The sequence below is a fragment of the Mesoflavibacter sp. CH_XMU1422-2 genome (assembly GCF_037029245.1).
Classification (GTDB): Bacteria; Bacteroidota; Bacteroidia; order Flavobacteriales; family Flavobacteriaceae; genus Mesoflavibacter; species Mesoflavibacter zeaxanthinifaciens.
Genome location: NZ_JAYMEE010000012.1, coordinates 84,904 through 110,371, shown reverse-complemented (window position 1 = coordinate 110,371; position 25,468 = coordinate 84,904). Strand labels below are relative to the sequence as shown.

Below are 25,468 nucleotides of genomic sequence, written 5' to 3'. Positions count from 1 at the left end.
AATAGATTGCTAACTTAAGATGTATAACCGCAATTACGGCGGATTCGACTACGTCCGAATCCACTCGGAATTGCTAACGTCAGTTCTTAACCGAAAATCATTAACTTTAATCCCGCAACTGAAATTTATACGCTAACGTTGCCAACCATTAGACAAAATTTGCGAATGAAAGAATATTTCCAACTTCAATTTAAAATGTTAAACCGAAGAATGATTGATTTCGGACTTCCTCTTTTGATTGGATATACACTTCTGCCATTTGTGTTTATTTTGCTGTCTAATTACCTATTTGAAAAAACTGAATTTGCAAATTATATTTATGGACTATTTGCATTAAGTCTTGTTTCTAAATTAAGTGAACCTAAAAGAAATGATTTTTTGAAATCTATATTCAACAAGAGCAAATACAAAAAATTGAGAATACTAGAAAACATTATTTATTGCTTGCCTTTTACTCTTTATTTAATTTATCAGAAACAATTTGTCTTTTCTGCTATGTTAATTTTGTGTGTAATAATTATTATGCTGTTCAACTTTAGCACAAATTTTAATGTTACAATCCCAACACCATTTAGCAAAAAACCATTTGAATTTACAGTTGGCTTTAGAAAGACATTCTATGTTTTTCCAATAGCTTATTTTTTAGCTTATATTTCAATATCTGTTGGAAATTTTAACCTTGGTGTTTTTTCTATGCTATTAATCGGACTCACTTGCTTTTCGTATTATTCAAAAATAGAAAACGACTATTTTGTTTGGAATTACAATTTATCTTCAAAAGAATTTTTAATAGAAAAAACGAAAACGTGCTTAATCTTTTTTACACTTTTAAGCTTACCTATCATAATAGCTTTAAGTATTTCATTTTTTGAAGAAATAGATATTTTGATTGTATTTATTCTTTTATGCTATGCTTATCTCACAACAATAATTTTTGCTAAATATTCGTCTTTTCCAAACGAAATGAATATGTCACAAGGAATTTTAATAGCCATTAGTTTTATGTTTCCGCCAATACTTTTAATATTTATTCCTCTTTTTTATTCTCAATCAGTTAAAAAATTAAACACCGTATTAAATGATTAAAATTGAAAAACTATCAAAATTTTATGGTAAGAAACAGGTTTTAAATTCAATAGATTTAGAATTCAAGAAAGGTAAAACATATGGAATCGTAGGAGAAAACGGAGCAGGAAAAACAACTCTATTTAGGTGTATTTCAGGACTTGAAACCTATAAAGGAAAAATCACATCAGACTCTGCAAAATTGAAAGACCATTTAGGACTTTTATTAACAGAACCATACTTTTTCTCTAAAATTACCGGAAAAGAATATATACAACTACTTGCCAATGCAAGACAAAAAAAAATAACCAATATTGAGGACAAAAACATATTTGATTTACCATTAAATCAATATGCTTCAACCTACTCTACTGGAATGAAAAAGAAATTGGCTTTAACAGCAATACTTTTACAGAAAAACAATGTGTATATTCTTGACGAGCCTTTTAATGGCGTTGATATTCAAAGTAATTTAATCATAACCGAAATCATAAAAAGATTTAAAAAGTTAGGGAAAACAGTAATTATTTCATCTCATATATTTTCAACTTTAGCGGAAGTTTGTGATGAAATTTATTTAATGAAACACGGAGAAATAATAAAGACAGTAGAGAAAAAGGATTTTAATAATCTGGAAAAGGAAATGAAAGAATTTACAATCGGAAATAAAATTGACAAACTTGAACTAAAATAAATAACGGTTGGCAACAATGTATAACCGTAATTTAAAACACGACATTTTTGATAATTTGTGACATTCGTGTCAAAAAACCACAAAATCCCAAATCGTAAATATTACTCTCTATGCGCTTTAGCCTTCTCTGCTAACAATTTCTTTTGATAACGTCCTTGGACTATATCTACAATAACTAAAACAGCGATAACAAAATAGAATGTAGTATTACTCATTGGTGTAATTTCATTACCAAAAAATTTGATATGTGCTAGATGCCCACCTTCTGTCACTAGCATAATACCAACTATAAAAAGGATAAATAAACCTAAAACTTCATACAATCTATTTTTAGATATAAATGTTGAAATTCTATCTGCTAACAATAACATTAATAAACCGCTACATACAATAGCAATTGCCATAATTATAAAAGCTGTTGTAGAGCTTTCAATATCACTAGTTAAGCCTATTGCTGCCAAAATAGAATCAAAAGAAAACACCAAATTCATAATAACAATACTAACAACTACTGCGTTAGCACTTTTAAAACCTTTGGTTTCTTTTTTTAAGGTTTCATGTATATCTGGTGTACCAATCATATGCCAAATTTCTTTAATAGCAGTATAAATTATAAATCCGCCACCTGCAAGAACAATTAAACTGTGACCGTTAAATGCAAAATCTACTACATTTTCTACACTTCCTGTTAAGAAAGAAAATGGCTCTTTAAAAAAACCAATAATAGATACTAACACAAATAACAGCACTATTCTTAAAGCTATAGCAATTAAAATACCTACTTTTCTAACGCGTTTTTGAGAGTCTTTTGGTGCTTTCTTAGATTCTAAAGAGATGTAAAGTAAATTGTCAAAACCTAAAACTGCTTGTAACATTATAAGCATTAGAAGGGTAAAAATGTTTTCTAACATAATAGTTATTAATTGATAGTATTAAATAATGATAATAAAATGTAAAGTAAGATAACTAAAGGGATTGCTGCAAATTGTAAAACTATTAGTAATACAACACTAAGTATTAAAAAAATGTAACGCACAGCATTGGTTTTAAAACCGTAACTTTTAAATTTTAAGGCAAACAATTTAATTGGCGAATTCAATAAATAGGTACTTAACAAAGTTAAAACCACCAAAAACCAAGGGTTTAAAATAGTCGCATTTATCAAATCGTTATTCTGAAATTCTAAAATTAAAGGTAAAGACAATACCAACAAAGCATTAGCTGGTGTTGGTAAACCTTTAAAATAGGTTTGTTGATCTTCGTCTATGTTAAAACGTGCCAATCTGTAGGCTGAAGACAACGTAATTAGTAACCCTAAAAAAGGCAAAAAGCTAACATTAACGCCAGACCAATATAAACTATCAGACCAATCATCAGTTATAGTTATTCCATTTGTATTAGTTGCTAATTCTAACAGTTTATACATAATTAAACCTGGCACTAAACCACTAGTAACCATATCTGCTAAACTATCTAATTGTATTCCTAACTCACTTTGTACGTTTAATTTTCTTGCTAAAAGCCCATCAAAAAAATCAAAAAATATACCTAAAAAAACAAAAATTGCTGCTAATGTAAAGTGATTATTTACAACAAAAACCACAGCTATACTTCCACATAAAAGATTAAGAAGTGTGATAAAATTAGGAATAAAGGCTTTAATATTCATGCATTAGTTTTTTGTAAAAATAGTAAAGAATTTTGGTCTAAAACAACTTACAAACAATATACTATTAAAATTGAAGTTTAATATGTAGAAAAAATATAGCATCTTTGTAAAAAAATTGAAATTGAGATTACTTTTAGCTTCTCTTATATTATTGGCGTTCATCCCATTAAACGCACAAACCACCCGTAAATATTCTAACGAATTTATGAATATAGGTGTAGATGCTGCTGCTTTAGGGCAAAGTAACGCTGTAGTAGCAAGATCTAACGATGTAAATGCAGGTTACTGGAATCCTGCTGGATTAATCAATTTAGAAGACAACCAATTAGCTTTAATGCACTCTAGTTACTTTGCTAACATTGCAAATTATGACTATGCCGGTTTTGCTATGCCTTTAGATGACAATAGCGCTTTCGGGGTATCTTTAATTAGATTTGCTGTAGACGATATTTTAGATACCACTCAATTAGTCGACGAACAAGGTAATGTAAATTACGATCGTATAAGCCTCTTCTCTACTGCAGATTATGGATTAACAATATCTTATTCAAGAAACTTACCTATACAAGGTTTAAGCTATGGCGTAAATGCCAAAATTATACGCCGTATTATTGGGGATTTTGCTTCAAGTTGGGGTGTAGGTCTTGATGCTGCTATTCAATTTGAAACAGATAACAATTGGAAGTTTGGTGTTATGGCAAGAGACATCACTACAACCTACAACTCATGGTCTATTAACGAAGAAGAATTTGCCAAAGTACAGAATGCTGTTGAAGGTCAAAACCAAGAATTACCAGAAACTACCGAAATTACAATACCTAAACTACAAATTGGTGTTGCCAAACTATACCGCTTTCACTACGATTATACATTAGAAGCAGAAATAGATTTAAATGTAAGATTTGAACAAAATAATGATGTGATCTCTACCTCTTTTGCTAGTATCAATCCTGCTTTTGGGTTTGAGTTTGGATATATTGACATGATATATCTTCGTGGCGGAATGGGTAATTTTCAAAATGAATTACAGATAGATAATTCAGAGCAATTAACTTTCCAGCCTACTTTTGGAGTTGGGTTTAAATACAACGGTATACAGGTAGATTATGCGTTTACAGATATTGGTGACCAAAGTGTAGCATTATATTCTAACGTATTTTCTTTAAAATTAGATTTTAGTATCTTTAGATAACCCTATCTTATGAAACTACTTTTACGCTTCCTTTTTCTACTTTGTGTTACAGTTGCTTTTTCACAAAAAAACATCCCTAACAACACACAAATTAGTGTATTAACCATTGGTCCTGGTAATAACCTTAATGATGCGTTTGGACATAGTGGTATTAGACTAAAAACAAGTTACAGCGATATTGTATACGACTTTGGTCGTTATAATTTTGAAGACCCAAACTTTTACCTCAACTTCGCTAGAGGAAAACTTAACTACTTACAAGGTAAAGCTAATTACAATAACTTAGTTAATTTTTACAAACAACAAAACAGAAGTATTAAAGAACAAATTCTTAATCTTTCTGCTGAAGAAAAGCAAAGCGTTTATACATTTTTAGAAACTAATTACGCAAAAAATCAAGGGGCTTATTTATATGATTTTTTCTATGACAATTGTGCTACAAAAATTAGAGATGTTATAGAAAATGCTACTAACGGAAATATTAACTACCAATTACCTGATAATTACGAAGACAAAACCTTCCGCACATTAATTCAAGATCAATTGCATCCTAATACTTGGGGAAGCTTAGGAATAGATATTGCATTAGGAGCTATTATAGACCGAACAGCAACACCAAGAGAGCACATGTTTTTACCTAAAAACATACATTCATTTTACAGTGAGGCTACAATAAATAATAGACAATTAGCTAGTAATAGTAAAACAATTATTAATTCTGATACTAAATTTAAAAACGGAACTTTTTTATTAAGTCCAATTTTTGTTTTAAGTCTTATTGCTATATTAATCATCTATATAACCTTTAACGATCATAAAAAACAGCGAAGAACAAAAGGGTTAGATGCTTGTATACAATTAATTTTAGGTGTAATAGGTATACTTTTAACTTTATTATGGTTCGGTACAGATCATACCGCTACGGGTTACAACTATAACTTATTATGGGCTTTTCCTTTAAGTTTAGTTATGGTCATCCAAGCTTATAAAGCAAAACCAAAAAAATGGTTTATTGGATATATTAAGTTTTGTGTATTAATGCTATGTTTACTAGTTGTGCATTGGATTAGTGGTGTACAACAATTTGCTCCAACTTTAATTCCGCTTTTAATTGCGCTATTCGTACGATACATATTTCTATTGAAGTTTTTAAAGAAATAGTAGTTCTCGATAAATTTTACTCTTACCTCGTAAAACACTCGAACTTACTAGAACTTTAAACCTCCAAAATTCAAACTTAGATTTACTGTCCTCTAAAGAAAATAACAGTACTTAAGGTTTTAATGATAATATTTATGTCTAACATAAAACTACGATGTTTAATGTAAAACAAATCATACTGTAGTTTTAACAAACTATCGTCTACACTAGATCCATAACGCGCTTTAACCTGAGCCCAACCTGTTAATCCTGGTTTTACAATATGTCTAGTTTCGTAAAAAGGAATAACTTGAGACAACTCTTTAACAAAAATAGGTCGTTCTGGTCTTGGTCCTATCAAACTCATATCGCCTTTTAAGATGTTTATAAATTGTGGAATTTCATCTAAACGAGACGTACGTAAAAAACGTCCAAAAGGCGTAACGCGACTATCATTTTTACTTGCCCAAACTGCTCCTGCAGATTCGGCGTTTTTCACCATACTTCTGTATTTATATATAGTAAAAGGTTTTCCGTTTTTACCTACGCGCTCTTGTGTATAAAACAGTTTACCTCTATTACCAATTGCATTTCCTATTAAATTTAAAGGTAAAAACAAAACTCCTATAGCCAATCCTATTACAGATAAAATTATATCTAATAATCGTCTATAAGCAAGGTAAAATTTGTTTTTATTATTTCTACTAAAAGGAAAGTATTTATAAAAATCTTTACCTACAAATTGTACTGGTACACGATAAGTAATATCCTCATAAACCTGTGTATACTCTTTAATTGGGAAGCCTTTTTCTAGCAAAGACATAAGCTCTGAATATATCGTTGGCGTTATATTTTCTGAATTATAACTTGCGACTACTATTTCAGAAATCCCTTCATCTTTGATAACCTCTCTAATTTGCTTAGAGCTAAATTCTTTAACTGCAGTAAACTTAACTGCGTCTTTTTTATCACTCTCGCAATTTATATAACCTACAATAACATAATTTGGGTCTGCATTATTAAAAGCCTTAACAATACTTTTAATATTAGAAGTCTCTCCTATTAGTAATACACGCTTATAAAAACGTGGTGAAGAGATAAAGGTAATATAAGCCCAACGCCAAACAAATAAACCTAATAAAATAGCAATATAAAAATAGATAATTTGCAACCTATTATCTGGTAAAGACGGTGTATAAAAAGGTGTTAATAAATAAAATAATACGGTTATCGAAGTGGTTAAAATAATAGTGCTTACCACAGTTTCCATTCGGCTAGATTTTTGTAAATCATACAGTTCTAAAACTGTCCCAAAAACAGATATATAAAGTGCTAGCACAAAAATCCATGCCCAATGCTCTTTATTTACCAAAAAATAATCAAAATTAAATATAGTACTCACCAAGTACAAAGAGCCACCTATAGAAAGCAAGTCGAAAATACGTAGTAGAATTTTACGCTCGGAAATTTCAAAATGTATGCCACTTGTATTATCCATTGGCTATTGGTTGGAAGAATTTTACCAAAGATAAAAACATAAAAATTTTAAACAAGTGTATCGACAAATTTATAATTATCATTTTAAGACAGATAACCATATTTTTTGTACGGTAGACCAATCATAACTTTCGGCTTTTACCCTAGCTTGTTTTGTAATAGATGATAGTAATAAAGAGTCTTCTTTAAGTTGTTGTATAGCACTTACAAAACCTTCAACTTGTCTTGATTTTACTAATAAACCATCTTTTTGGTGATGAATTAAAAATGACAAACCACCAACATCTGAAGAAATAACCGGTAATCCTAACGCCATAGCTTCTATCACGCTTACTGGCATATTATCAAAGTCAGTTGTATTTATAAATATATTATAATCTTTAGATAGTAAAATCCACTCACATTTGGTTAAACCACCTGTAAAAGTAACGTCTAATCCCGTGGTTTTAGCGTAAGCTTTGGTCGTCTCTAAACTGCCATCCTTTTCAGGTCCTACCATACATAAAGAGGCATTATACCCTTTTGCTTTCAAAGTCTCTAAAATATCTATAGCTAAAGTAGGGTTATAAATTTTAGAGAAAGAACGTACCCAAAGTAGTTTTATCTCATCTATAACTCGAGTATTAAACTCATATTGACTAATATCAATACTATTAGGTATGACTTTGCATGTATAACCTTTAGTTTCAAAATGATGCTTGATATACTCTGAAGGTGATACATTAATGTAAGAATACTTAAATATTAGTTGACTAAGCTTAGGGTTATTTGTTAAACGGTTAGGCAAGTTTCCGCCGTGTAAAACAGGTATGTATTTCAACTTTAAAAGACGACACAACAGACTAACAGCTATAGCAAAATAAAAATTTAAAGTACTATAAGTATCAATTAGCACATAACTAGCTGTTTTACGCTGTTTAAACACGGTTAATAACATGTCTAATAAACGTAAAAAAATATTACTTTTAGAAGACGCATAAGTCACTTTATAACCTAAATCTTCAAAATGAAGACCCAAGGTATCAATAGTAGATGCTGTATTGCCTTTATGCGCTAACTTGTTTCCTATGTAAACGAGATGAGTCATCTTTAATATGTATTAAACTTAAAGCATATATAAACGCTGGTGCTGCAATACGCATAGAAGAATGGTTTATGGTTAAAAACCAAAACAGATAAAAAGAGAAAAAGAGCACGTTACTTCTATCTTTTAATCTTAAAAATAAAGGAACTAAAAGTAAGATACTAAACGCCAGTACGCCTAAACTACCATGTTCAGATATAATACGACTCATTTCATTATGTGAGGCAGCGTGTATACCTGTTTCTTGAAATCGTAAATCTTTGATACGTCCTACACCTACACCTATAAAAGGATGTTCTAAAAACTCTTCAAACTCAGCTATAAATAAATCTGTACGTCCTGTTGTTATATCGTCCTTCTCTACGCCTATAGCATTTTGATTGGCATAGCGCTTTTCAATCATTCCATTAGTCTGTATGGTAGAGATAATCCAAGTTGCAGCTCCCAGAACCAAAAAAACTACTACAGAAGATAGCATTCTAGTTTTATTAACCTTATCCATACTTTTATATTGAATAAATATAAAAGCTACTATCATTATTATAGCTGTAAATACACCTCCACGACTAAAAGTAACTATTGCTCTAAAGGCAAAAAGTAAAATAAATAATAAATCTAGATACTTTACTAATTTTGATTTAGAAAAATAAAAGAAACGAACCGTAAATAGAAAAAAGCCTAAGCCTAAAACGGTTGAGACTTGATTAGGCCCAAAACCACCAGATGCAGCAAAATTAGACCCTGTACTTGTAGCAACTTCGGATACATTAGGGTTATAGGTAATAATATAAATCAATGTACTAACTAAAGGAAATACAATATGATTAACAACATCTTTAAGCTGACTTTTACTTAATTGTATTTTATAACAAAATAACGCTGCAACACCTAAAGTTACTGGCCCACTTAAATTAAAAGCTATCGCCTTTCTAATATTAGTACTTACATCAAGCACATACAAAGAGACATAAACACTTGGTACTAATAATAGTATATAAAGAAGGTAAGAACTTGCTTTAAAATGAAATCCTCTGTAAAAAAGTCCCATTATGCAAAAAACCATCATAAGGTATTTGCTAGACTCATAAAATAACCCACTACCTGTCATCCTTAAAATAACCTCAGCACCCAAAACATAAGCACAAGCTTTAATAATCTCAAATGCTTTTAAATTAGGTTTTGCACTGATAACTCTAAAGAAGAAATAAGCAACTAGCCCATAAAAATAGATGTTACCAAAAGATCTGAAAAAAAACATCAACAAACCTAAAACCACATGTAGTCCTAATATATTTAAATACTGTTTATCCATTAATGAGGCACAAAGTTAGAATATATACCTTTAATAGTTGAAATAACAGCCTTTTTTGAAAAATTATTGTCTATATGTTGGCGTAAAGCATTCCCAAACAATTCTTGTTTTAAAGGATTATTAATATAATAGTCTAAAGCGTGTCTTAGTGATTCTGGATCACTAGGCGGTACTAACAGTCCTGTTTGTTGATCTATGATTACTTCTTTACATTGCCCTACATTAGTAGCTATAGTAGGTAAACCTGCTAAACCATATTCAATTAAAGCTAAAGGTAAACCTTCAGATTTTGAAGATAGCACACCTATATCACAATGCTTTAAAATAGCAGAAGTGTCTGAACAACTCCCATATACAAAAACCCCATCAGACAACTTAAAATCTTTGATGTATTGCTTAATAGATTGAGAGTAATCATCTTCAAAATCTTTACCTATTAAATGTAACGTCCAATCTTGGTGTTGATGACTTATTGCTTTAAAAGCATTTAACAAATTAATATGATCTTTTTGCGGTCTTAAATTAGCTAAACAAACAATTCGTTTTCCTTCTACGCCTTTTAATTGAGTCACTAACGACTGTTTATTTTCAACTGAAAAATTAGGTAAGTAACTCACAGACTTTACATATAATTTTCTCTCAGCCCAAGAAGCTAATAACTTATTAACACTAAATACATGATTAAAAAAATAAGAGCATAATTTTAAAACCTGTTTAGGTCGCTTATGTAAAAACTCACTATTCCCATAATGATCATGCCAAATAATTTTAATTTTTGGATACAATAATTTAACTAAAGTGGCTGTAAAATAAGAGCTAGAATGCGCATGAATAATATCGATTTGCTCTTGTTTAACAAATCGCTTTAATTTTAAGATAGCTTTTAAATCAAATGTTCGTTTCTTGTTTAAAAACAAATAACCAACCTTTGGGTCTAAGGGTGCTTTTAATAAACCTTCCTTCCTTGTACTACATAAATAAGATCCTGAAACTTCAGCAACTAAAGCATTTGCAATATTAACTGCAACACGCTCTGCGCCTCCAGCTTCTAAACTATCTATAAGTTGTAGTACTTTCATTTTTTTATTTACTGTTCATTATTTTAATCATTCAGCTTTGTGCTTCTCGACACAATACCTCATCCTTCGGCATCACTCGAAGTGACGATAGTTCGATTTCACGAATATTAGATTCTTAAAATGTATTTTCTCACTATTCAACTGTCATCTGTCTTCTTGCTTCTTGCTTCTTGCTTCTTGCCTCTTGTCTCTTGGTTCTATTCTCTATTCTCTATCCTCTATTTCCTCCAAACAAAATCAAATCACTAATCTCCCTATCAAATCGATCCAAAGTATATGCTTGCGACCAGTCTAAAGCTTGTATTGACATCAACTTAAAATTTGCTTCAGTATAGTTATTAAACATTTTAATTGCTTTATTTATATCTACATCTATTAATATACCTCGTTCACCATGACCTAACATAGTTGGTATGCAAGATACTTGAGTAGCTAAAGGAATAACTCCAAAAAACATAGCTTCTGCAACCACTTTTGGCCAACCTTCAGATTTTGACGCTAAAATTAAAAAATGTGATGTTTCATAGTAAGTTTTTATGACATCTTTTGGCTGATTACCATGTAAAATGATATAAGCTTCTAATTGATGTGTTTTAATATAGTCTTCTAATTCTGATCTTAAAACACCGTCACCAAATACATGCAAACGAACTTCTTGTCCATTATCTAATAACTGCTTTATTAACTGAATAGCAAATAAAGGACGCTTCCCATCTACTAAACTACCTACAAACATAAACTCTAAAGTAGCACTGTAATCTCTTATGTCTAAAGGCTCTTTTTCATCTTCGGTAAAAGTAGCTGTGAAAAATGGTTTAATATTTTCAGTTTGATTAGGCCACTCACCATAAACTAAAGCAGTCATATTTTTAGTTAAAAAAGTATTAGTTAACAACCACTTTTGTAAACGGTAACTCAAGGGTTGCTTAGATTTTGGATCCCAATTACCTGCATACTTAGCGGTTTTTATTTTCTTAGGAAAAAACAACTGAACCAAACAACCTAATAAACCTATATTACCAGGACAGCGTAGATGAATATGATCTGCTTGCTGACAAGCTTTATACAATGTAAACAAAATTAAAGGCAAAGATATTAAAGACTTTAAAGCTCTTGAAAAATTAATAAAAGCTATTTCAGGAATTGCTTTATGTGTAATCTGCTCATGTTGATATGCCATATCTATTGCAGACGGTTTTGCCTGATGTACAGGTGAAACGATAGTCACTTCATCTACATATTTTAACCAAATATTCATCTCTCGCACATAAGGCGCATAGCCATACCATTTTTGGTTTTGGTAAATATGAGGCACATGTGTTAGGATTAAAAAGTTCATCGGTTAACTTTTGGCGGATTAAAGATAATAGAAAACCAACCAACAACACGTCCTAAGCTTTCGGTTAATGCTTTTTGTCGGTCTTTGGTAGTAATGATGTTACTCATTCTTATCAATGTTAACAATAAAGACGTTGCATTAAATTTAAACCTTGCTTTCAAACTCGGATTTTGGTATTTAACCCGCCATACATACCAGCCATTTCTTAATACCATTTTACCGTATTTAAATTGGTTTGGTCGTCCTGAAGCGTCATGATAATGTGCTAATCGTGCATTGGTATTAATATACAAATCGCCTTTTTTAGCTATTCGTAAAGAGAAATCTGCATCTTCATAAAGCCCATAACCCACAAAATAGTCTGAAAACGTGTGCGTTTTAAATATTTCTTTTTTATAACTAGAAACGCCTCCCATAATTTGTTCCACTTGGTAGGTTTTCCCAGAAGGAGGTAAAAAACTTACCGATCGACCATGAGAAAATATAGGCATATAACCTGGTGCTACATCTGGTAGCAATCCAAAGAGTTTTCTTAACTTAAATCGCGAGGGTTCATTACGCATATAGCCATCAAAATAAAACTTATCTGTTCTGTGCTTACCATCAGAAACTTCCCATTGTACCTCATTAGTAATATAACCACCTACTGCTAAAGCATTAGGATAAATAGTGTAGGTTGATAAAAGCTGTTTAAAATAATCAGGCTCTAAAACAATATCATCATCCAAAAAACAAACCACATCTATAGCATCTCCTACTTGATTAATCCCAAAATTACGCTGTTTAGTTAATCCGCGTTGCGAATCATCTACTTTATAATATCTTAAATTTTTAAAAGGATTTTCTTCTAAAATAGTTTTGGTATCATTATTTGTAGATCCATCAATAATTAAAATATCATCTGGGTATAAACTTTGTTCGTTTACCGATTTCAACAAAGTTAGTAAAGCTTGCGGACGCATATATGTACAAACAATTAAAGAAAACCTCATAATGACCTTGCTTTAAATTGTTTATAAATGGCTTTAAAATAAGCATCACGTTGTAAATACTGTAACCATAGTTCTCTATTAGCTTGCTGTAATGCTTTAAATTCAGCTTCACTTAATGACTGATGAAAATCAAGAATTTGTTTGACCATTGACACTTTACTTTTAGCATCAATAATCACACAATGTTTTTGCCAATCAATAATGTTTGCTAACGGTAATCTACAGTCTGTATCTAATAAAACAGGTATACGTCCTACTGCTAGAGTTTCATAAAAACGTACCGAAAAATTGCCAACACCTCTAATGCAAAAGGTATAAGCATTATTATAAATATTGCCATAAAATGCAATACTACTGTCGTGTCTTGTGTCTTCATTATGTAATCCTGCGCGGTATTGATTTCGAAGTATAAAATTGGTATTTACTTTATCGTTTACTGCTAATGTTTGTAAATACCTTGCACGTTTAATACTTGAAGGGTAAAACGATTGTTTATCGACCAACCAACCTTTAAAACGACGCTTTACACTATATTTTAAATGATTAACAACCTCTTTTAGCCATTTTTTAAATCCTAATTGGGCGTGTCCTACAAAACCAATATTAGGTTGTTCTGTTTTTTCTAAAGATTTAAATTCTGAATTTATAAAAGTCGAATAAGGATCATTTATAAATGAAGGTAATATAAAAGTAGTCTTAGACAACAAACTATCAAAACCACCTAATCTAAACGTATAGCTATTTTTGATGTAGTTTGTATACCCATAATCACCTGCAGTATAAATCCATAATGGCTTTTGATGTTGTTTAGCAAGCTGCAATAGTTCCTGACTAGCTTGTTCATGTTTAATAAACACCGCATAATCTATAGGAAACACAACTACATCTGCATCTGTAATAGTATCGGTAATATGATACAAACTAAGCAATTCTTTGTTTGGCTTAAACACCAAATCAAAAAGCAACGGAAAGACTTGACGTCGATACGTATCTGTTAAAAAACTGGTATTGGTGTAGAGTTTAAGCATACTCCTTACCTTAAATTTTTATATGTTATTAATCTACGATGCGACTTTCTATATAATAACGCTTCTAAGTGTAATCGGATTGCTCTAGCAAGTCTTTTATTTTTTTTTCTTAACTGTATTCTCTCTTTATTTTTTTTTCTATCAATTACCGAGTTATTGTTAGCAGCATATGAAACATAACTTTGATTAGTAATACCTATTTTAGCTTTAGATTTAAATATTCTAATGGCGTATTCAGTTTCTCCATAATCTCCTGAAGTACCTTCTAAATAATAACCATTTTTATCATAAAATTTTATAGTAGTAATAAAAGGGTTATCACTATATTGCTGACTTTGAAACAAAAAATTTTTTAATGAAAATTTAGGTATTAAACTGACATTAATTGATATTTTTTTTAGCTTTTTAAAATTGTAACTAGAAATAAATCTTACCATATCAAGTTTATCATTAGCTATTAAATTCAATACTTCTGGTAAAACTTTTTTGATAGATGCTTTTAATAAAAAATCTTCTTGACAATATATAATAAATTCTCCTTTACAAGCTCTTAGTCCTCTATTAATATTTGCTCCCAATCCTTTGTTTGTTTCTGCAATAACTAATGTATTAACATTATAGGTCTTAATAGTTTCTATAACTTCTTGTTTACTACTATCATCACTAACCACAATTTCAAAATTGGGATAATTAATTAATTTTATTGCATTAATACAATTTAATAATTGTTTAGGCCGATTATAATGAGTAATTAAAAAACTTATTTTTTTATGATCCATAACCTAAAGTTGATTTGCCCATTTCAAACTTACTTGCCACTCTTTTAAAAAACGCCTTCTAAACTTAAATATATTCTTAAAAAGACTAGACGATTTATAACGCCTAATAAAATATAATAGTTTATATGCTTTAAACTGTTCATCAGTAAAGTAACTTTTATTTAAGAGCATTATCGTTGGTGAGGGTTTTGGTAATATTTTTTCTGACTCCCATGGATGCTTGAAACGTGTTCGATACCCACCCATTGGTGCTTTTAAATGCAAAATTTTAATATCTGAAAAGAATATTACATCACAACCAAGCTGTTTTATTTTCATCCCAAAATCATTATCTTCTCCATAATTAAATTCATATCTCTTATCAAATTTCAATATATCCAACAAATCTGATTTGATTAAACTGTTTCCTGCTCCAAAAAAACTAGTTTGAGCTGTAACAAAATATTTCTGTATTTCGTTAGGTTGTATATATACTGTCGTTCCTGCTTTTACGCCATGTATACATACTGCATTCAAAAGACGAGCAATTACATCATCTTCTAACCGGTTATCATCATCTCCTAACAATGTCCATTCACTTTCAACTTGGGACAATGCTACGTTTCTAGCATTACACACACCTGTTTGGTGTGTAAAAGTATGTTTTATGGAAAAAGGCCAGTTTTGAGTAGTTAAATAATCTAATTCAGTTAAAGCATTTTTATCAGGATTTTGCTCTACAATAATCACATTTTTAGGTAATAAAGTTTGTTTAGATAAATCTAACAATACATTATACAAGTATTCTTTTCTTCCTATCGTGGGAATTATTACATCTACTGTTTTATCTTTACAAAGTGATTTATTACTCTGAATAGAAATTTCACTAAGCTTAAAATCTTTTTTTATCTGCTTGTAAAATAATGATTTCAATAAAGGAAGTAGCATTAACTTTCGATTGTATACTAAATCTGAAAGTGTTAAAAAATAGACCCAAAACCATTTATAGTGCTCTCTTACAAACCTATATAAGTCATATTCAGATATTTTTTTAGTCTTCATTTCCTTTTTTGTTAATCTTTTTAATAATTGCGGCTCAGAATAACAAAACAGTCCTTGAGACATTCCTAATTTGGCTAAACTATTCAAAAAGTAATCAAAATTACTTTTATTGGTAATGCTTTTGGATAATTTATTAACAATACTAGCATGAACACCACCAACTAAACTAGTACTCAACCAAGTTGTAAATCTTGTGTTCTTATTAACTTTTAAATAAAAACTTTGATCTACATAGCCAATTTTGTTTGATAGAATGTAATTTAAATGTGGATGGTAGCTTGCCATTACTCGTTTGTGATGAAATACAGAGTTTATAGCTTTCAAATTTAAATCGTCTTTAATATCTATATGACACCAAATTAGAAGTTCATCTGGATAAGTCTTAGCTAAATAAATAAAACTTTCTATTAATTTTATACTTTGATCATATTGGATGGTCGCTTGATTTTTATCCAACACCTCTCTAATAATATTATTATCATGAAGTATTAAAATCATTCTATTAACGTTTTATAGTATTCTACATTAAGCATTGATAGTGTATTTATGTCAAACGTACACTCAGTTTTTAGACGTGCCAATTTACTTATTTGCAAACATAATTCTTGATCATTAAAAAGCTTTAAAATAGCAGTTACATAGCCATCAATATCGGTAGGATGTACTAAATAGCCATTAACGTCATCATCTATTAACTCTTGTGCCCAACCTATGCTAGTATTTACTACCGGTTTTTGTAATGCCATACTTTCTATAGTTACCATACCCAAAGTTTCAGCAAAACTAGGAAATGTACAAACGTGAGCATTTTTAATATGAGTTTGCACTTCTGAATACGGAAGCTTACCTAAATAATTAACCTTTAATTTAGCTTGATCTGAGAAGATATTTTGCATTAATTGAAAGGTTGAAGTTGAGCCTGTTTGTATATCGTTAGAATCGCCTCCAATTAAAATTAATTGTGCATCTAGTTCTTTTTCTATTAACTTATTGAAAACCTCGGCTAACTCTAAAACACCTTTTTTTCTAATAATGGTTCCTATGTAAAGTAAGGTTTTTGGTTTAAAAGCATCTGGTTTAGAATTTATAAATTGTTCTAATTGTAAACCATAATGAATGGTTTTTATTTTATTTCGGTTTAATCCAAATATTTTAGCGGTTTCATCTCCTGCATAAGTGGTTGGCGTGATATAAGCTTTGGCTTTTTGTAATGCTAGTTTTTCAAATACAAAATTTTTAAACTTCTGTTTCCTTCCGTCTAGTTTACAAAAATAGGCATCACTACCATGAAACCGAATGACTAACGGAACCTTAAAACGCATAAACGCCGTTATACCAGTCCAATCTGGTGCTTCAATAAGATCAATTTGCTCTTTAGCTACAATAGAATTTACATATGTATTTAAAAGTTTTCTATAACGATACCAGGTTAAAAATTTATAAGACCGCTTTTTAATTAAATGTATGGTCACACCTTCAGCTTCAATAACAGCATCTTTGGATTGATGATATACAAACACAGTTACTCTTACACCTTGCTTAACCAAACTATTAGCTAGGTTTTTAATACTAGTCGCAATACCTGCTGCATGACTAACTTCTGGATGTGGATATTCTGGTGTGATGTAGCCTATATGCATAAATATCAATTTAATATTTTACTAATAGCTTCCCAAATATTCTTAGAGGCTTCAGTTGGTGTTGGCCCAACAATAATTTTAAACCATGCTTTTCCTTCTGGAACATTGGTTAATTGACCATCTAAAATTTGTTTTACCAAGCTTTCTAATTCATTTTTATCGGTACAAAATATAGCTGCTTTACCACTAGGCATACTTCTAAAATGCACATAGTTGTAATTTTGTCCTATGTCTCTAATCCCTTTTTTTAATTGTGGTTGCTCATAATTATAATAAATACAGGCTTTATCATGAGCCACAAAATCAAATACGGTACTGGAGCATACATTGGTAACAAATGCGCTATGTTCGCATACATTATACAACATTTTAAAATCTTCAGGAGCTGGTAAGACTTGATTCCATTGACTACCTACCTGCTTCCAAATTGGATCTAAGACTTCAATGATATCCGCATTTTCTTTTAAAACCGAATCATAACGATTGGTGAAATCTACAGGACATTTTCGGTAAATTATTCCTAAATTATAACCTTTTGTATTCAAACTTCGTACTGCATTAGCCAAGTCTTCTAAATAGTACTGATCTAAAGGCGAAGTGGTTTCATCATCTCCAGAATAGCAAATGTATTGCTTATTGACATCCAACCCATAGGTATTAAAAAAGTCCTCACGGGTTTCTTTTAAACTATGATCGTAATGTGGCTCAAATTGTGGTGTTCCTGTTACAAAAACTTGCTCTGGTTTTACAAATGGATAGTATTGCAATACTTCGCGCTTCATATGCTCACTCCACACACAATAATAGTCAGTCTCAACAACTTGCATGGCTTTTGGGACATTATCCCAAGAGTAGACAAATGCTACGGTTGGTATCCCTAAATCTTTAGCCGCTAATAAAGCACTAATAGACTGTGTCGCACGTTGTGTGGTGCAAAAAATTAAATCTGGTTGATGTTGTTCTAATTGGGCTTTACAGTAGGCGTACTTTGGATTTTTACGCTCTAAAGCATTTATTTTATGTCTTATTTTTTCTACGCCTTGTTCCGAAGAGTATAACCCAATCAACAATCGCGTGTATAAACTTTTAAAAGTATTCTTTAACCCTTTATAACTAAACGGAAATTTATAAGTTGGATAGACATCATCGTTAAACTTATCTCTAGAAACGTTTAATTCGGCACGTTTTCTTGCTCTAGAATATATTGGTGTTAACGGATGTATTTGATGATTTTCAATAGTGACTTGTTTAAAACCCAATTCAGATTCTAAATCAAAGATGGTATTGTTCCAATAGGTAATATCAAAACCCATTTTTTCACCTATAGACTTAAACTTTGTAAACGCAAAATTTCGCAATCCTACACCATCTGGAAAAAACACAAATACCTTTTTACTCATTTATTTTTACTCTTAGTCTTTAGTTTTAGTCGTTAGTTTTTATTTTTTAGATATTCTATTCATCCTCGGTCATACGTTCTCTATCTTATCTCTCTAGGCTTCTTGTGTGATTTCTCAGTCGTTCCTCCTTCGAAATGACTAAGATCCTTTTATTAAACTCTCCCAAACTTCTTTTCTCTCTTTTCTATGCTCTATGCTCTTTTCTTCTTGCTTCGTACTCCTTACTTCTTACTTCATGCTTCAAACTTCCTACTTCTTGCTACTACCTACCGCTTACTATCATCTTACTTCTAAAGGAAACGCTTCCAACAATCCTTTTTGCAAACCTTCAACAATAGTTTTATTGGGTAAAACCGGGTACTTTTTTAATAGCATTTCTATACTATTCTGATCTAATGCTTGATCAATAATTTCTGGCTGATAACTATCAATACCTACGGATTCAAAATAATCTTGAAATTTAATATCATCCCCAAACAAATTATCAGAAAACTTTTGCCAAACTGCTGGTATACCATATGCTTGAGCGACAATAATACCATGTAGAGAGGAAGAAACTATTTGCTTACATTGTAATATGCTACCTGTTATTGCTTCTACATTATTTGTCATCAAATCAATAACAGTAACATTTTTATTATCGTGATACCAATCTTTGACCATTTTATAATCTGAATAATGTGGTATAACACCTATAGTGTAAATTGGTTCTACTTTTGGCTTGTAATAGTTAGGTAATAAAATAGCAGGATCTCCATATACTTCAGGTACATCATACCCTTTTTCCAATAGAAAAGCTCTGGTTTGCGGACCTCTTACTGCTAAAAACGTTGCGTTTTTAACAGGTACAGATTTAGAAATAATACCGCTTCCCCAAACCACACAGCGCTTATTAACATGTGCTAAGATACTTCCAATAGTTACTAAAACTTTACCTGTATCAAACCAATGCTTTTGTTTGGTATGCTTAAAGATAGCTTGGCGTCCTGAGATTTTTTCTACTAAATACTTACCTAATAAATCTCCATAGTTTTCTAGAGATTTACCCATTAAAACCTTTTCACTCCACCAAAACAAAGGAATTTTATCCCCTTTAAACATATTGTATTATACTTTTAGTTATTCTAATCAGTTCTAATCTTTTTTCAATTCTTCAATCAAAACTCATCAATCCTTATAGTGTGATTTCTCAGTCGCTCCTCATTCGAAATGACTATGATCTACATAATAAACCCTTCTCAAACTTCTCTTCTCTCTTTTCTATACTCTATTTTCTCTCACTCGCCACTTCTTCTTGCTCCATACTTCTTACTTCGTACTTCATGCTTCGTGCCTCTTGCCTCTTGAATCTTGCCTCTTGCATCTTGCCTCTAAAAAACTAATCATTAATCAATAGACATTAGTCATTAAAAATCACCCTTTCTGATTCTTCAACTTATCACGCTGAACTTGCTCTATAGGTAAAATATCTTGTGTTTTATAGGTCAACGATTCGTATACGGCTATCAAATCTCTAGATAACTTTCTTAATCCTGCAGGTTCTAAAGACGCGGCATGGTCAGTTCCCTTCCAAGTACGGTCTAAGGTATAATGTCTTTCTATCACATTAGCGCCTAACGTATAGGCTGCCATATCTACTGCAATTCCTAAATGGTGACCAGAAAAACCGATATGCTTCACCTCAGCCCCATATTTCTCTTTCAAAATATTAATATCTAATAAGCAAACATCTTTAAATGGCACTGGGTAACCAGAGGTACAATTATATAAGACTAAATCCTTTGCACGGTTATGGGTTTTAAATAGCGATACTAAATCATCAATCTCTTCTTTTGTGGTCATTCCTGTAGAAATATGTAACTCACCATCATAATGATCACACAACCAAGTTAACATCTTCACGTTATTATTACATGCTGATGGTATTTTTATAAACTTAGGCTGTAATCCTGCTATTTCTTTAGCAGAGGTTAAATCCCAAACTGATGTAGAATAATCCAAACCTATGTCTTCACAATAGTCTTTTAACTCTTGATGTTGCTTCACATCAAACTCTAAAAATTCACGGTGTGCACCATAAGTATCACCATAAGAGTTTATGGGATTAGGATGTGGCGCATTGTATTGTACTTCGGTTAACAACTCTTTATTATGTCGTTTTTGAAACTTTACAGCATCAACATTACAAAAGATTTTAGCTACTTTAATTAATTCCTTTGCAATCTCCATATCCCCTTTATGGTTACATCCAATCTCGGCAATAACGTATGGTTTCTTATAATTAATCATGTATTTCCTTTTAAAATCTTTTGTTATATTGTTTTATAAATTGACAAGCAGAACGTATAGCTCCGCCTCCTGATGGTTTTGGTAAAATAATATCGGCTTGATTGGTCACTTCTTTCATAGCATTTCTTGGTGCTAAAGACCAACCTACACTACATATATTAGCTAGATCATTAACATCATCACCCACGTAAGCTACATTATTTAGATTAAAGCCTTGCTCTTTGGCTAGATGAGTTAATAGTGTGTACTTGTCTTTTACACCAAGATAGACCTGTTCTATTTGCAATTTTTGCATACGTTTTGCAACTAGTTTAGAACGTTCACTAGTCATAATCATAACGGTAACACCAAATTGTCTAAGTATTTCTAATCCCATACCGTCACGCATATCAAATTGCTTAGTATGCTCGCCGTCTTTTGTATAAGTTATAGTACCATCAGTAAATACACCATCAACATCTAAAACCAAATGAGTGATTTTTTCGGCTTTTTTAAGACTTTGCTGCCTAGCAATTAAAAGTTGCTCTACTACTAACCAGTCATTTTCACTATCGATCTCTAGTAAGCTTCCTTCAGGCATAGTCACAATGCCTACGTTATCTCCTAGACGATTCTGTTTATTTTTTAATACCGATTTAGTGCATGTATACACCGCTCCATTTTCTACTAATAACCCTTCAAAATCTTGACGTCTCGGTCTATGATTGTAATCATAATTTTGTGGTGTTCCATCACTATTCCAAGTAAAACGATGTGTACTTACTACAGATACTGTAGAATCATATCCTTGGTTTAATTGAAACAAACTAGTATTAATATCATTTGCAGTAGTAAACGGTGATGTAGCTTGTAGTAAGCAAAACACATCAAAATCATAATCTATAGATGCTGCAAACTCTAACATTGCACTCTCTGTAGAAGCGGTATCTGTAGCACTAGATGCACTACGTTGTAACACTTTTACTTTATCTGTATAATGATATTCTTTTTCTATAAAATTAATAATCCAGGCGTCATCGGTATACACATAAACAATATCCAAATCAGAGTGCAAAGCTTCGCCCAAAACCCATGTAAATAAAGGTCTACCTACCATTTTTCGTTTGTTTTTTCCGGGAATACCTTTGGAGCCTTGACGTAAAGGAATAAAGCCTATAGATTTCATAATAAGTAAGATTTCTTGTACTTAACTAGTCGCTAAAATACATTTTTTTTCGGATGAAAGTATGTATTTTATGGATTTAAGGAAATGAATGATTTTTAGCTATTAACGAACTATTCTAAAAGTATTAAACTTTTTTTAACGGTTTAGGTTTATTAAAAATAAACTTTATAATGAAGTAAAATCGTTTTAAAACATAGTAAAGATCAATAATAAAACTCTTAGTAAGTTTTAAAATTGATGCAACTAAAAGGTTAAAAGCATTTCTAAGCGTAGGTTGCTCTTGCCATAAGTGATAATTACCTGTTAAATCATTTTTAAATCTAAAGAACTGTTGTTTTTTTGTACGTTTTATTTCGTAACTAAAAATTGAAGGGACAAACTCAATTTTATAACCTTTTTCAATAACTCGTTTTGACCATTCTTTATCTTCAAAAGTAGCTACATTTTTATTGAATTTGTGCTTTTCCCAAACCTTTTTATTAAATGCAGAACCTGAAAAAATCAAACCTGATTTATTAGGATCATCTTTCGATGAAACTTTATTTATATAGTTTCTATAATCATTAGGACTATGCAGACATCTAAGACCTGCTAAATCATTCCTGTTTTTAAATTTTTCTTTAATTAGTTTAAAAAAATCATGACTTACAGGATAAGAATGGGCACTAAAGATTACAACTATATTGTTAGATGCTTCTTCCGCTGCAACATTAGCGCTTCCCCCGTAACTGAAATTTTTAATAGTAACAAATTTAGCTCCATAGGATTTAGTTATAATTTCACTTCTATCTGAGGATAGATTATCTAAGACAATAACCTCATCTATATCATCAATATATCTGGTTGTTAAGTTTTTAAGTAAAAACTCTAATGCAACTTCTTGATTTTTATTTCTAATTACTACCGATATCATAATATTTATATCTTAATTGACAAAAATATGAAGGTTTTATCATCTGAAACTTTAAAACAATAATTTTTATTATGATAAAAATTTATGATGTGAAATAATAACTTATCATTTACCGCTTTTAAGCTTAATAGTTTAGGCATTTTCTTTTTGCGTTTAAAAATAAGATTATATAAATATTTTAAATAGTCTTTATTATCTATTAGTTTAAATTTAAAATGATACGTACCTGGTTTTATATTGGTTAATTGCTGGTATAAAAAATGATTTATAGTTGAAAGATAGTTATTATATTCAATATAATTATCTGCTTTTTGCAGATCAACAAATTCTTCATGACTCATAATTCTCCCCCAATTAACATCATTAACTATTACACGTTTATTTACTTTAGCAAAGTCGAGTTGATTTTTATTAAACTGGACAATACCGTTAACCTGTAATTTTTTAGTAAGATATTTTTTTTCTTTATTTCTGTAAGTTTTATGCCATTTATGTAGTAAAAGTAATTTTTCTGAGTAAAACTTGACATCATAACCTTTATTTTTTAACCTTTCATGAAAATCTGTATCTTCACTTCCCCAAAAATGATAAATTTCGTCAAAGCCTCTTATATTCTTTGCATACTCAGTAGGACATAATGTTAATCCTGTTGCTTCCTTATTACTTTTAAATTTTACAGTATACTCTGAGAATGATTTTTCTACTTTTGAAGTGCTTTTATCTAAAAAACCTACTTGATAATACCACACATCATTAGTTTTAGATAATTGATTAACATTTGCTATGAATTCTGGATGGAAAATCATGTCAATATCAGCAACAAAAAAATGAGATGTTTCTAAGTTTTTTATAACAGAGTTTAATGCTTTAGATTTATTCCATGGTTGATATTGAGTATAATAATATTTATAATCTACAAATGAATAAGTTTTGATTGTTTCTTTAATCAATTTAGAATGTTCTATTGAAGAGCCATAATCAACAAATTTTACATTAAAATTTTTATCTGTTTGTAGATTTAGTGAATTAAGACTAAATCTTATACGGTCTAAATCTCGCTCTCTGTAAGGGTAAATGATTGTAATCATTATTTACTTTATTAATTATGTTGTTTATCAAAATTTTAACTTAAACCAAAATTTTTTAATTGCTTTGGATTTAGGCCTGCTTTTTTATAAAAAAAACGTTTTACAAAAGGTTTATTTAGAATTTTTTTAAACACATAATTTTTAACAAAGTTTCTTATTGGTTTTTCTTTTAACACTTTATATTTTAAACTGTTTAATTGTACGGTTTCCTTTTTTAATGAGTTTAAAATATTATACATCCATTCTTCAGTTGTGTTTCCTAAATGATAAGCATAATTATCATAGGTAGACAACCTATATCCATCAACAGCTAATGGTGGTTTATCTAGATAGACACCTTCACTGTCACCACCTAGCAAGTACTTTGAATCTTGTTTTGGTATCGTTTTAAAAATTTCTGTTTTGTATGTAACTACACAATGATTACAACCAACTACTGCTATTTGCTCTTTATTTTTGATTGTTAAAATTACATCTTTCCACTTCTCATCTAATCTTGACCAGCCTACACTTTTAGCAAAAAGAGTTAATGCATGAGGATTTTTAACTGGCAAAAATTTAATTTTTTTTGAAAAAAAATGATCAAAAATAATATTACTTGTATAATGATTTTGAGTTCTAAATACTGGTAATGGACTAACTGCTGCTGCTTTTGGAAAGTTATCCATAATAGTTAAAACTTCTTTTAACCAATTGTTTTTAAATAATATATCTGCGTCAGTTACTGTTACTAAACGCTCTTTTGTATTACGTAATACTTTTAAAATACTATTTAATTTACCTATAGGCTCTTTTTCTATTATCAGTTCATCAATTAAACCTTGATTTTGCATTTCTAACAAACGTTGATTTATTGAATACTCAGAATTATTGCTTACAACACTAATTTTGGTTGGCAAACATAAGGTCTTATTTAAAGAGTTAATACATATTTCAAAAACTTTAAAAGAGTGTTGGTAATACCCATCAGAGCTAGGTATAAAAAGGGGTATGATAACTCTATGATCATAAGCTTTTATATTTAGTAATTTATCTTTTGAAATATTCTCTCCTATTCTCATA

At 30.4% G+C, this 25,468-nt stretch carries 23 protein-coding genes; 4 read left to right on the top strand and 19 right to left on the bottom strand.

The annotated features are described in order from the left end of the window. The first annotated feature begins 165 nt into the window (after nucleotides 1-165). Together WA340_RS03125 and WA340_RS03120 are read left to right on the top strand one after the other, a co-directional pair. A complete protein-coding gene (locus tag WA340_RS03125) occupies nucleotides 166-1,086 on the top strand; it encodes an ABC transporter permease (protein WP_304141628.1) in 921 nt (306 codons plus the stop codon). Further along, entirely contained in the window at nucleotides 1,079-1,759 is a 681-nt protein-coding gene (locus WA340_RS03120; protein ID WP_304141627.1) for an ABC transporter ATP-binding protein, read from the top strand. Before WA340_RS03125 ends, WA340_RS03120 begins: the two co-directional genes overlap by 8 nt. Before the next feature lie 101 nt (nucleotides 1,760-1,860). Here WA340_RS03120 and WA340_RS03115 read toward each other — a convergent pair whose 3' ends face one another. Continuing rightward, nucleotides 1,861-2,670: a TerC family protein gene (locus WA340_RS03115; protein WP_304141626.1), complete on the bottom strand. Its 810-nt coding sequence runs from the start codon at nucleotides 2,668-2,670 to the stop codon at nucleotides 1,861-1,863. 8 nt (nucleotides 2,671-2,678) lie between these two features. Then, the gene (locus tag WA340_RS03110) at nucleotides 2,679-3,428 is read right to left on the bottom strand and encodes a CDP-alcohol phosphatidyltransferase family protein (RefSeq protein ID WP_304141625.1); all 750 of its coding nucleotides are present in this window, start codon (nucleotides 3,426-3,428) and stop codon (nucleotides 2,679-2,681) included. A gap of 205 nt (nucleotides 3,429-3,633) precedes the next feature. Between WA340_RS03110 and WA340_RS03105 the strand changes: the two genes are divergently transcribed. After that, nucleotides 3,634-4,620, top strand: coding sequence for a PorV/PorQ family protein (locus WA340_RS03105; RefSeq protein WP_304141669.1), 987 nt, complete (start codon nucleotides 3,634-3,636; stop codon nucleotides 4,618-4,620). Nucleotides 4,621-4,629: 9 nt separating this feature from the next. Next, nucleotides 4,630-5,781, top strand: a complete 1,152-nt coding sequence (locus tag WA340_RS03100) for a lipoprotein N-acyltransferase Lnb domain-containing protein (protein ID WP_336127244.1) — start codon at nucleotides 4,630-4,632, stop codon at nucleotides 5,779-5,781. An 82-nt stretch (nucleotides 5,782-5,863) separates the two neighbouring features. Here WA340_RS03100 and WA340_RS03095 read toward each other — a convergent pair whose 3' ends face one another. The 17 genes from WA340_RS03095 to WA340_RS03015 all read right to left on the bottom strand — a co-directional run bounded on the left by WA340_RS03095 (nucleotide 5,864) and on the right by WA340_RS03015 (nucleotide 25,467). After that, nucleotides 5,864-7,258: a sugar transferase gene (locus tag WA340_RS03095; RefSeq protein WP_336127243.1), complete on the bottom strand. Its 1,395-nt coding sequence runs from the start codon at nucleotides 7,256-7,258 to the stop codon at nucleotides 5,864-5,866. 78 nt (nucleotides 7,259-7,336) lie between these two features. Next, nucleotides 7,337-8,344 carry a glycosyltransferase family 4 protein gene (locus tag WA340_RS03090; RefSeq protein WP_336127242.1) on the bottom strand — a complete coding sequence of 336 codons (1,008 nt, stop codon included), beginning with the start codon at nucleotides 8,342-8,344 and terminating at the stop codon, nucleotides 7,337-7,339. Further along, the gene (locus WA340_RS03085; RefSeq protein WP_336127241.1) at nucleotides 8,304-9,653 is read right to left on the bottom strand and encodes an O-antigen ligase family protein; all 1,350 of its coding nucleotides are present in this window, start codon (nucleotides 9,651-9,653) and stop codon (nucleotides 8,304-8,306) included. The genes WA340_RS03090 and WA340_RS03085 overlap by 41 nt, the downstream gene beginning before the upstream one ends. Continuing rightward, complete coding sequence (locus WA340_RS03080; RefSeq protein ID WP_336127240.1) at nucleotides 9,653-10,732, bottom strand: glycosyltransferase; 1,080 nt, start codon at nucleotides 10,730-10,732, stop codon at nucleotides 9,653-9,655. Before WA340_RS03080 ends, WA340_RS03085 begins: the two co-directional genes overlap by 1 nt. 211 nt (nucleotides 10,733-10,943) lie before the next feature. Further along, nucleotides 10,944-12,071, bottom strand: coding sequence for a glycosyltransferase (locus WA340_RS03075; protein ID WP_336127239.1), 1,128 nt, complete (start codon nucleotides 12,069-12,071; stop codon nucleotides 10,944-10,946). Then, nucleotides 12,068-13,063 carry a glycosyltransferase family 2 protein gene (locus WA340_RS03070; RefSeq protein WP_336127238.1) on the bottom strand — a complete coding sequence of 332 codons (996 nt, stop codon included), beginning with the start codon at nucleotides 13,061-13,063 and terminating at the stop codon, nucleotides 12,068-12,070. The genes WA340_RS03075 and WA340_RS03070 overlap by 4 nt, the downstream gene beginning before the upstream one ends. Then, the gene (locus WA340_RS03065; protein ID WP_336127237.1) at nucleotides 13,060-14,091 is read right to left on the bottom strand and encodes an exostosin domain-containing protein; all 1,032 of its coding nucleotides are present in this window, start codon (nucleotides 14,089-14,091) and stop codon (nucleotides 13,060-13,062) included. The genes WA340_RS03070 and WA340_RS03065 overlap by 4 nt, the downstream gene beginning before the upstream one ends. A 5-nt stretch (nucleotides 14,092-14,096) precedes the next feature. Next, nucleotides 14,097-14,870 (bottom strand): glycosyltransferase family 2 protein, encoded by a 774-nt coding sequence (locus tag WA340_RS03060; RefSeq protein WP_336127236.1) that lies wholly within the window; start codon nucleotides 14,868-14,870, stop codon nucleotides 14,097-14,099. Nucleotides 14,871-14,873: 3 nt separating this feature from the next. Further along, nucleotides 14,874-16,409, bottom strand: coding sequence for a glycosyltransferase family 2 protein (locus WA340_RS03055; RefSeq protein ID WP_336127235.1), 1,536 nt, complete (start codon nucleotides 16,407-16,409; stop codon nucleotides 14,874-14,876). After that, nucleotides 16,406-17,551 carry a glycosyltransferase family 4 protein gene (locus WA340_RS03050; RefSeq protein WP_336127234.1) on the bottom strand — a complete coding sequence of 382 codons (1,146 nt, stop codon included), beginning with the start codon at nucleotides 17,549-17,551 and terminating at the stop codon, nucleotides 16,406-16,408. Before WA340_RS03050 ends, WA340_RS03055 begins: the two co-directional genes overlap by 4 nt. A gap of 5 nt (nucleotides 17,552-17,556) precedes the next feature. Next, the gene (locus tag WA340_RS03045; protein WP_336127233.1) at nucleotides 17,557-18,951 is read right to left on the bottom strand and encodes a UDP-glycosyltransferase; all 1,395 of its coding nucleotides are present in this window, start codon (nucleotides 18,949-18,951) and stop codon (nucleotides 17,557-17,559) included. A gap of 279 nt (nucleotides 18,952-19,230) precedes the next feature. Further along, nucleotides 19,231-20,052 (bottom strand): polysaccharide pyruvyl transferase family protein, encoded by an 822-nt coding sequence (locus tag WA340_RS03040; RefSeq protein WP_336127232.1) that lies wholly within the window; start codon nucleotides 20,050-20,052, stop codon nucleotides 19,231-19,233. Nucleotides 20,053-20,364: 312 nt separating this feature from the next. Further along, nucleotides 20,365-21,240, bottom strand: a complete 876-nt coding sequence (locus tag WA340_RS03035; protein ID WP_336127231.1) for an N-acetylneuraminate synthase family protein — start codon at nucleotides 21,238-21,240, stop codon at nucleotides 20,365-20,367. Nucleotides 21,241-21,250: 10 nt separating this feature from the next. After that, the gene (locus WA340_RS03030; protein WP_336127230.1) at nucleotides 21,251-22,405 is read right to left on the bottom strand and encodes a cytidylyltransferase domain-containing protein; all 1,155 of its coding nucleotides are present in this window, start codon (nucleotides 22,403-22,405) and stop codon (nucleotides 21,251-21,253) included. A gap of 124 nt (nucleotides 22,406-22,529) precedes the next feature. Continuing rightward, nucleotides 22,530-23,318, bottom strand: coding sequence for a glycosyltransferase (locus WA340_RS03025; protein WP_336127229.1), 789 nt, complete (start codon nucleotides 23,316-23,318; stop codon nucleotides 22,530-22,532). A 5-nt stretch (nucleotides 23,319-23,323) separates the two neighbouring features. Then, the gene (locus WA340_RS03020) at nucleotides 23,324-24,406 is read right to left on the bottom strand and encodes a glycosyltransferase family 2 protein (protein WP_336127228.1); all 1,083 of its coding nucleotides are present in this window, start codon (nucleotides 24,404-24,406) and stop codon (nucleotides 23,324-23,326) included. A 35-nt stretch (nucleotides 24,407-24,441) separates the two neighbouring features. Beyond that, on the bottom strand, nucleotides 24,442-25,467 hold the full coding sequence (locus WA340_RS03015; RefSeq protein ID WP_336127227.1) for a glycosyltransferase family A protein: 1,026 nt from the start codon (nucleotides 25,465-25,467) through the stop codon (nucleotides 24,442-24,444). Between the last annotated feature and the right edge of the window lies 1 nt (nucleotide 25,468).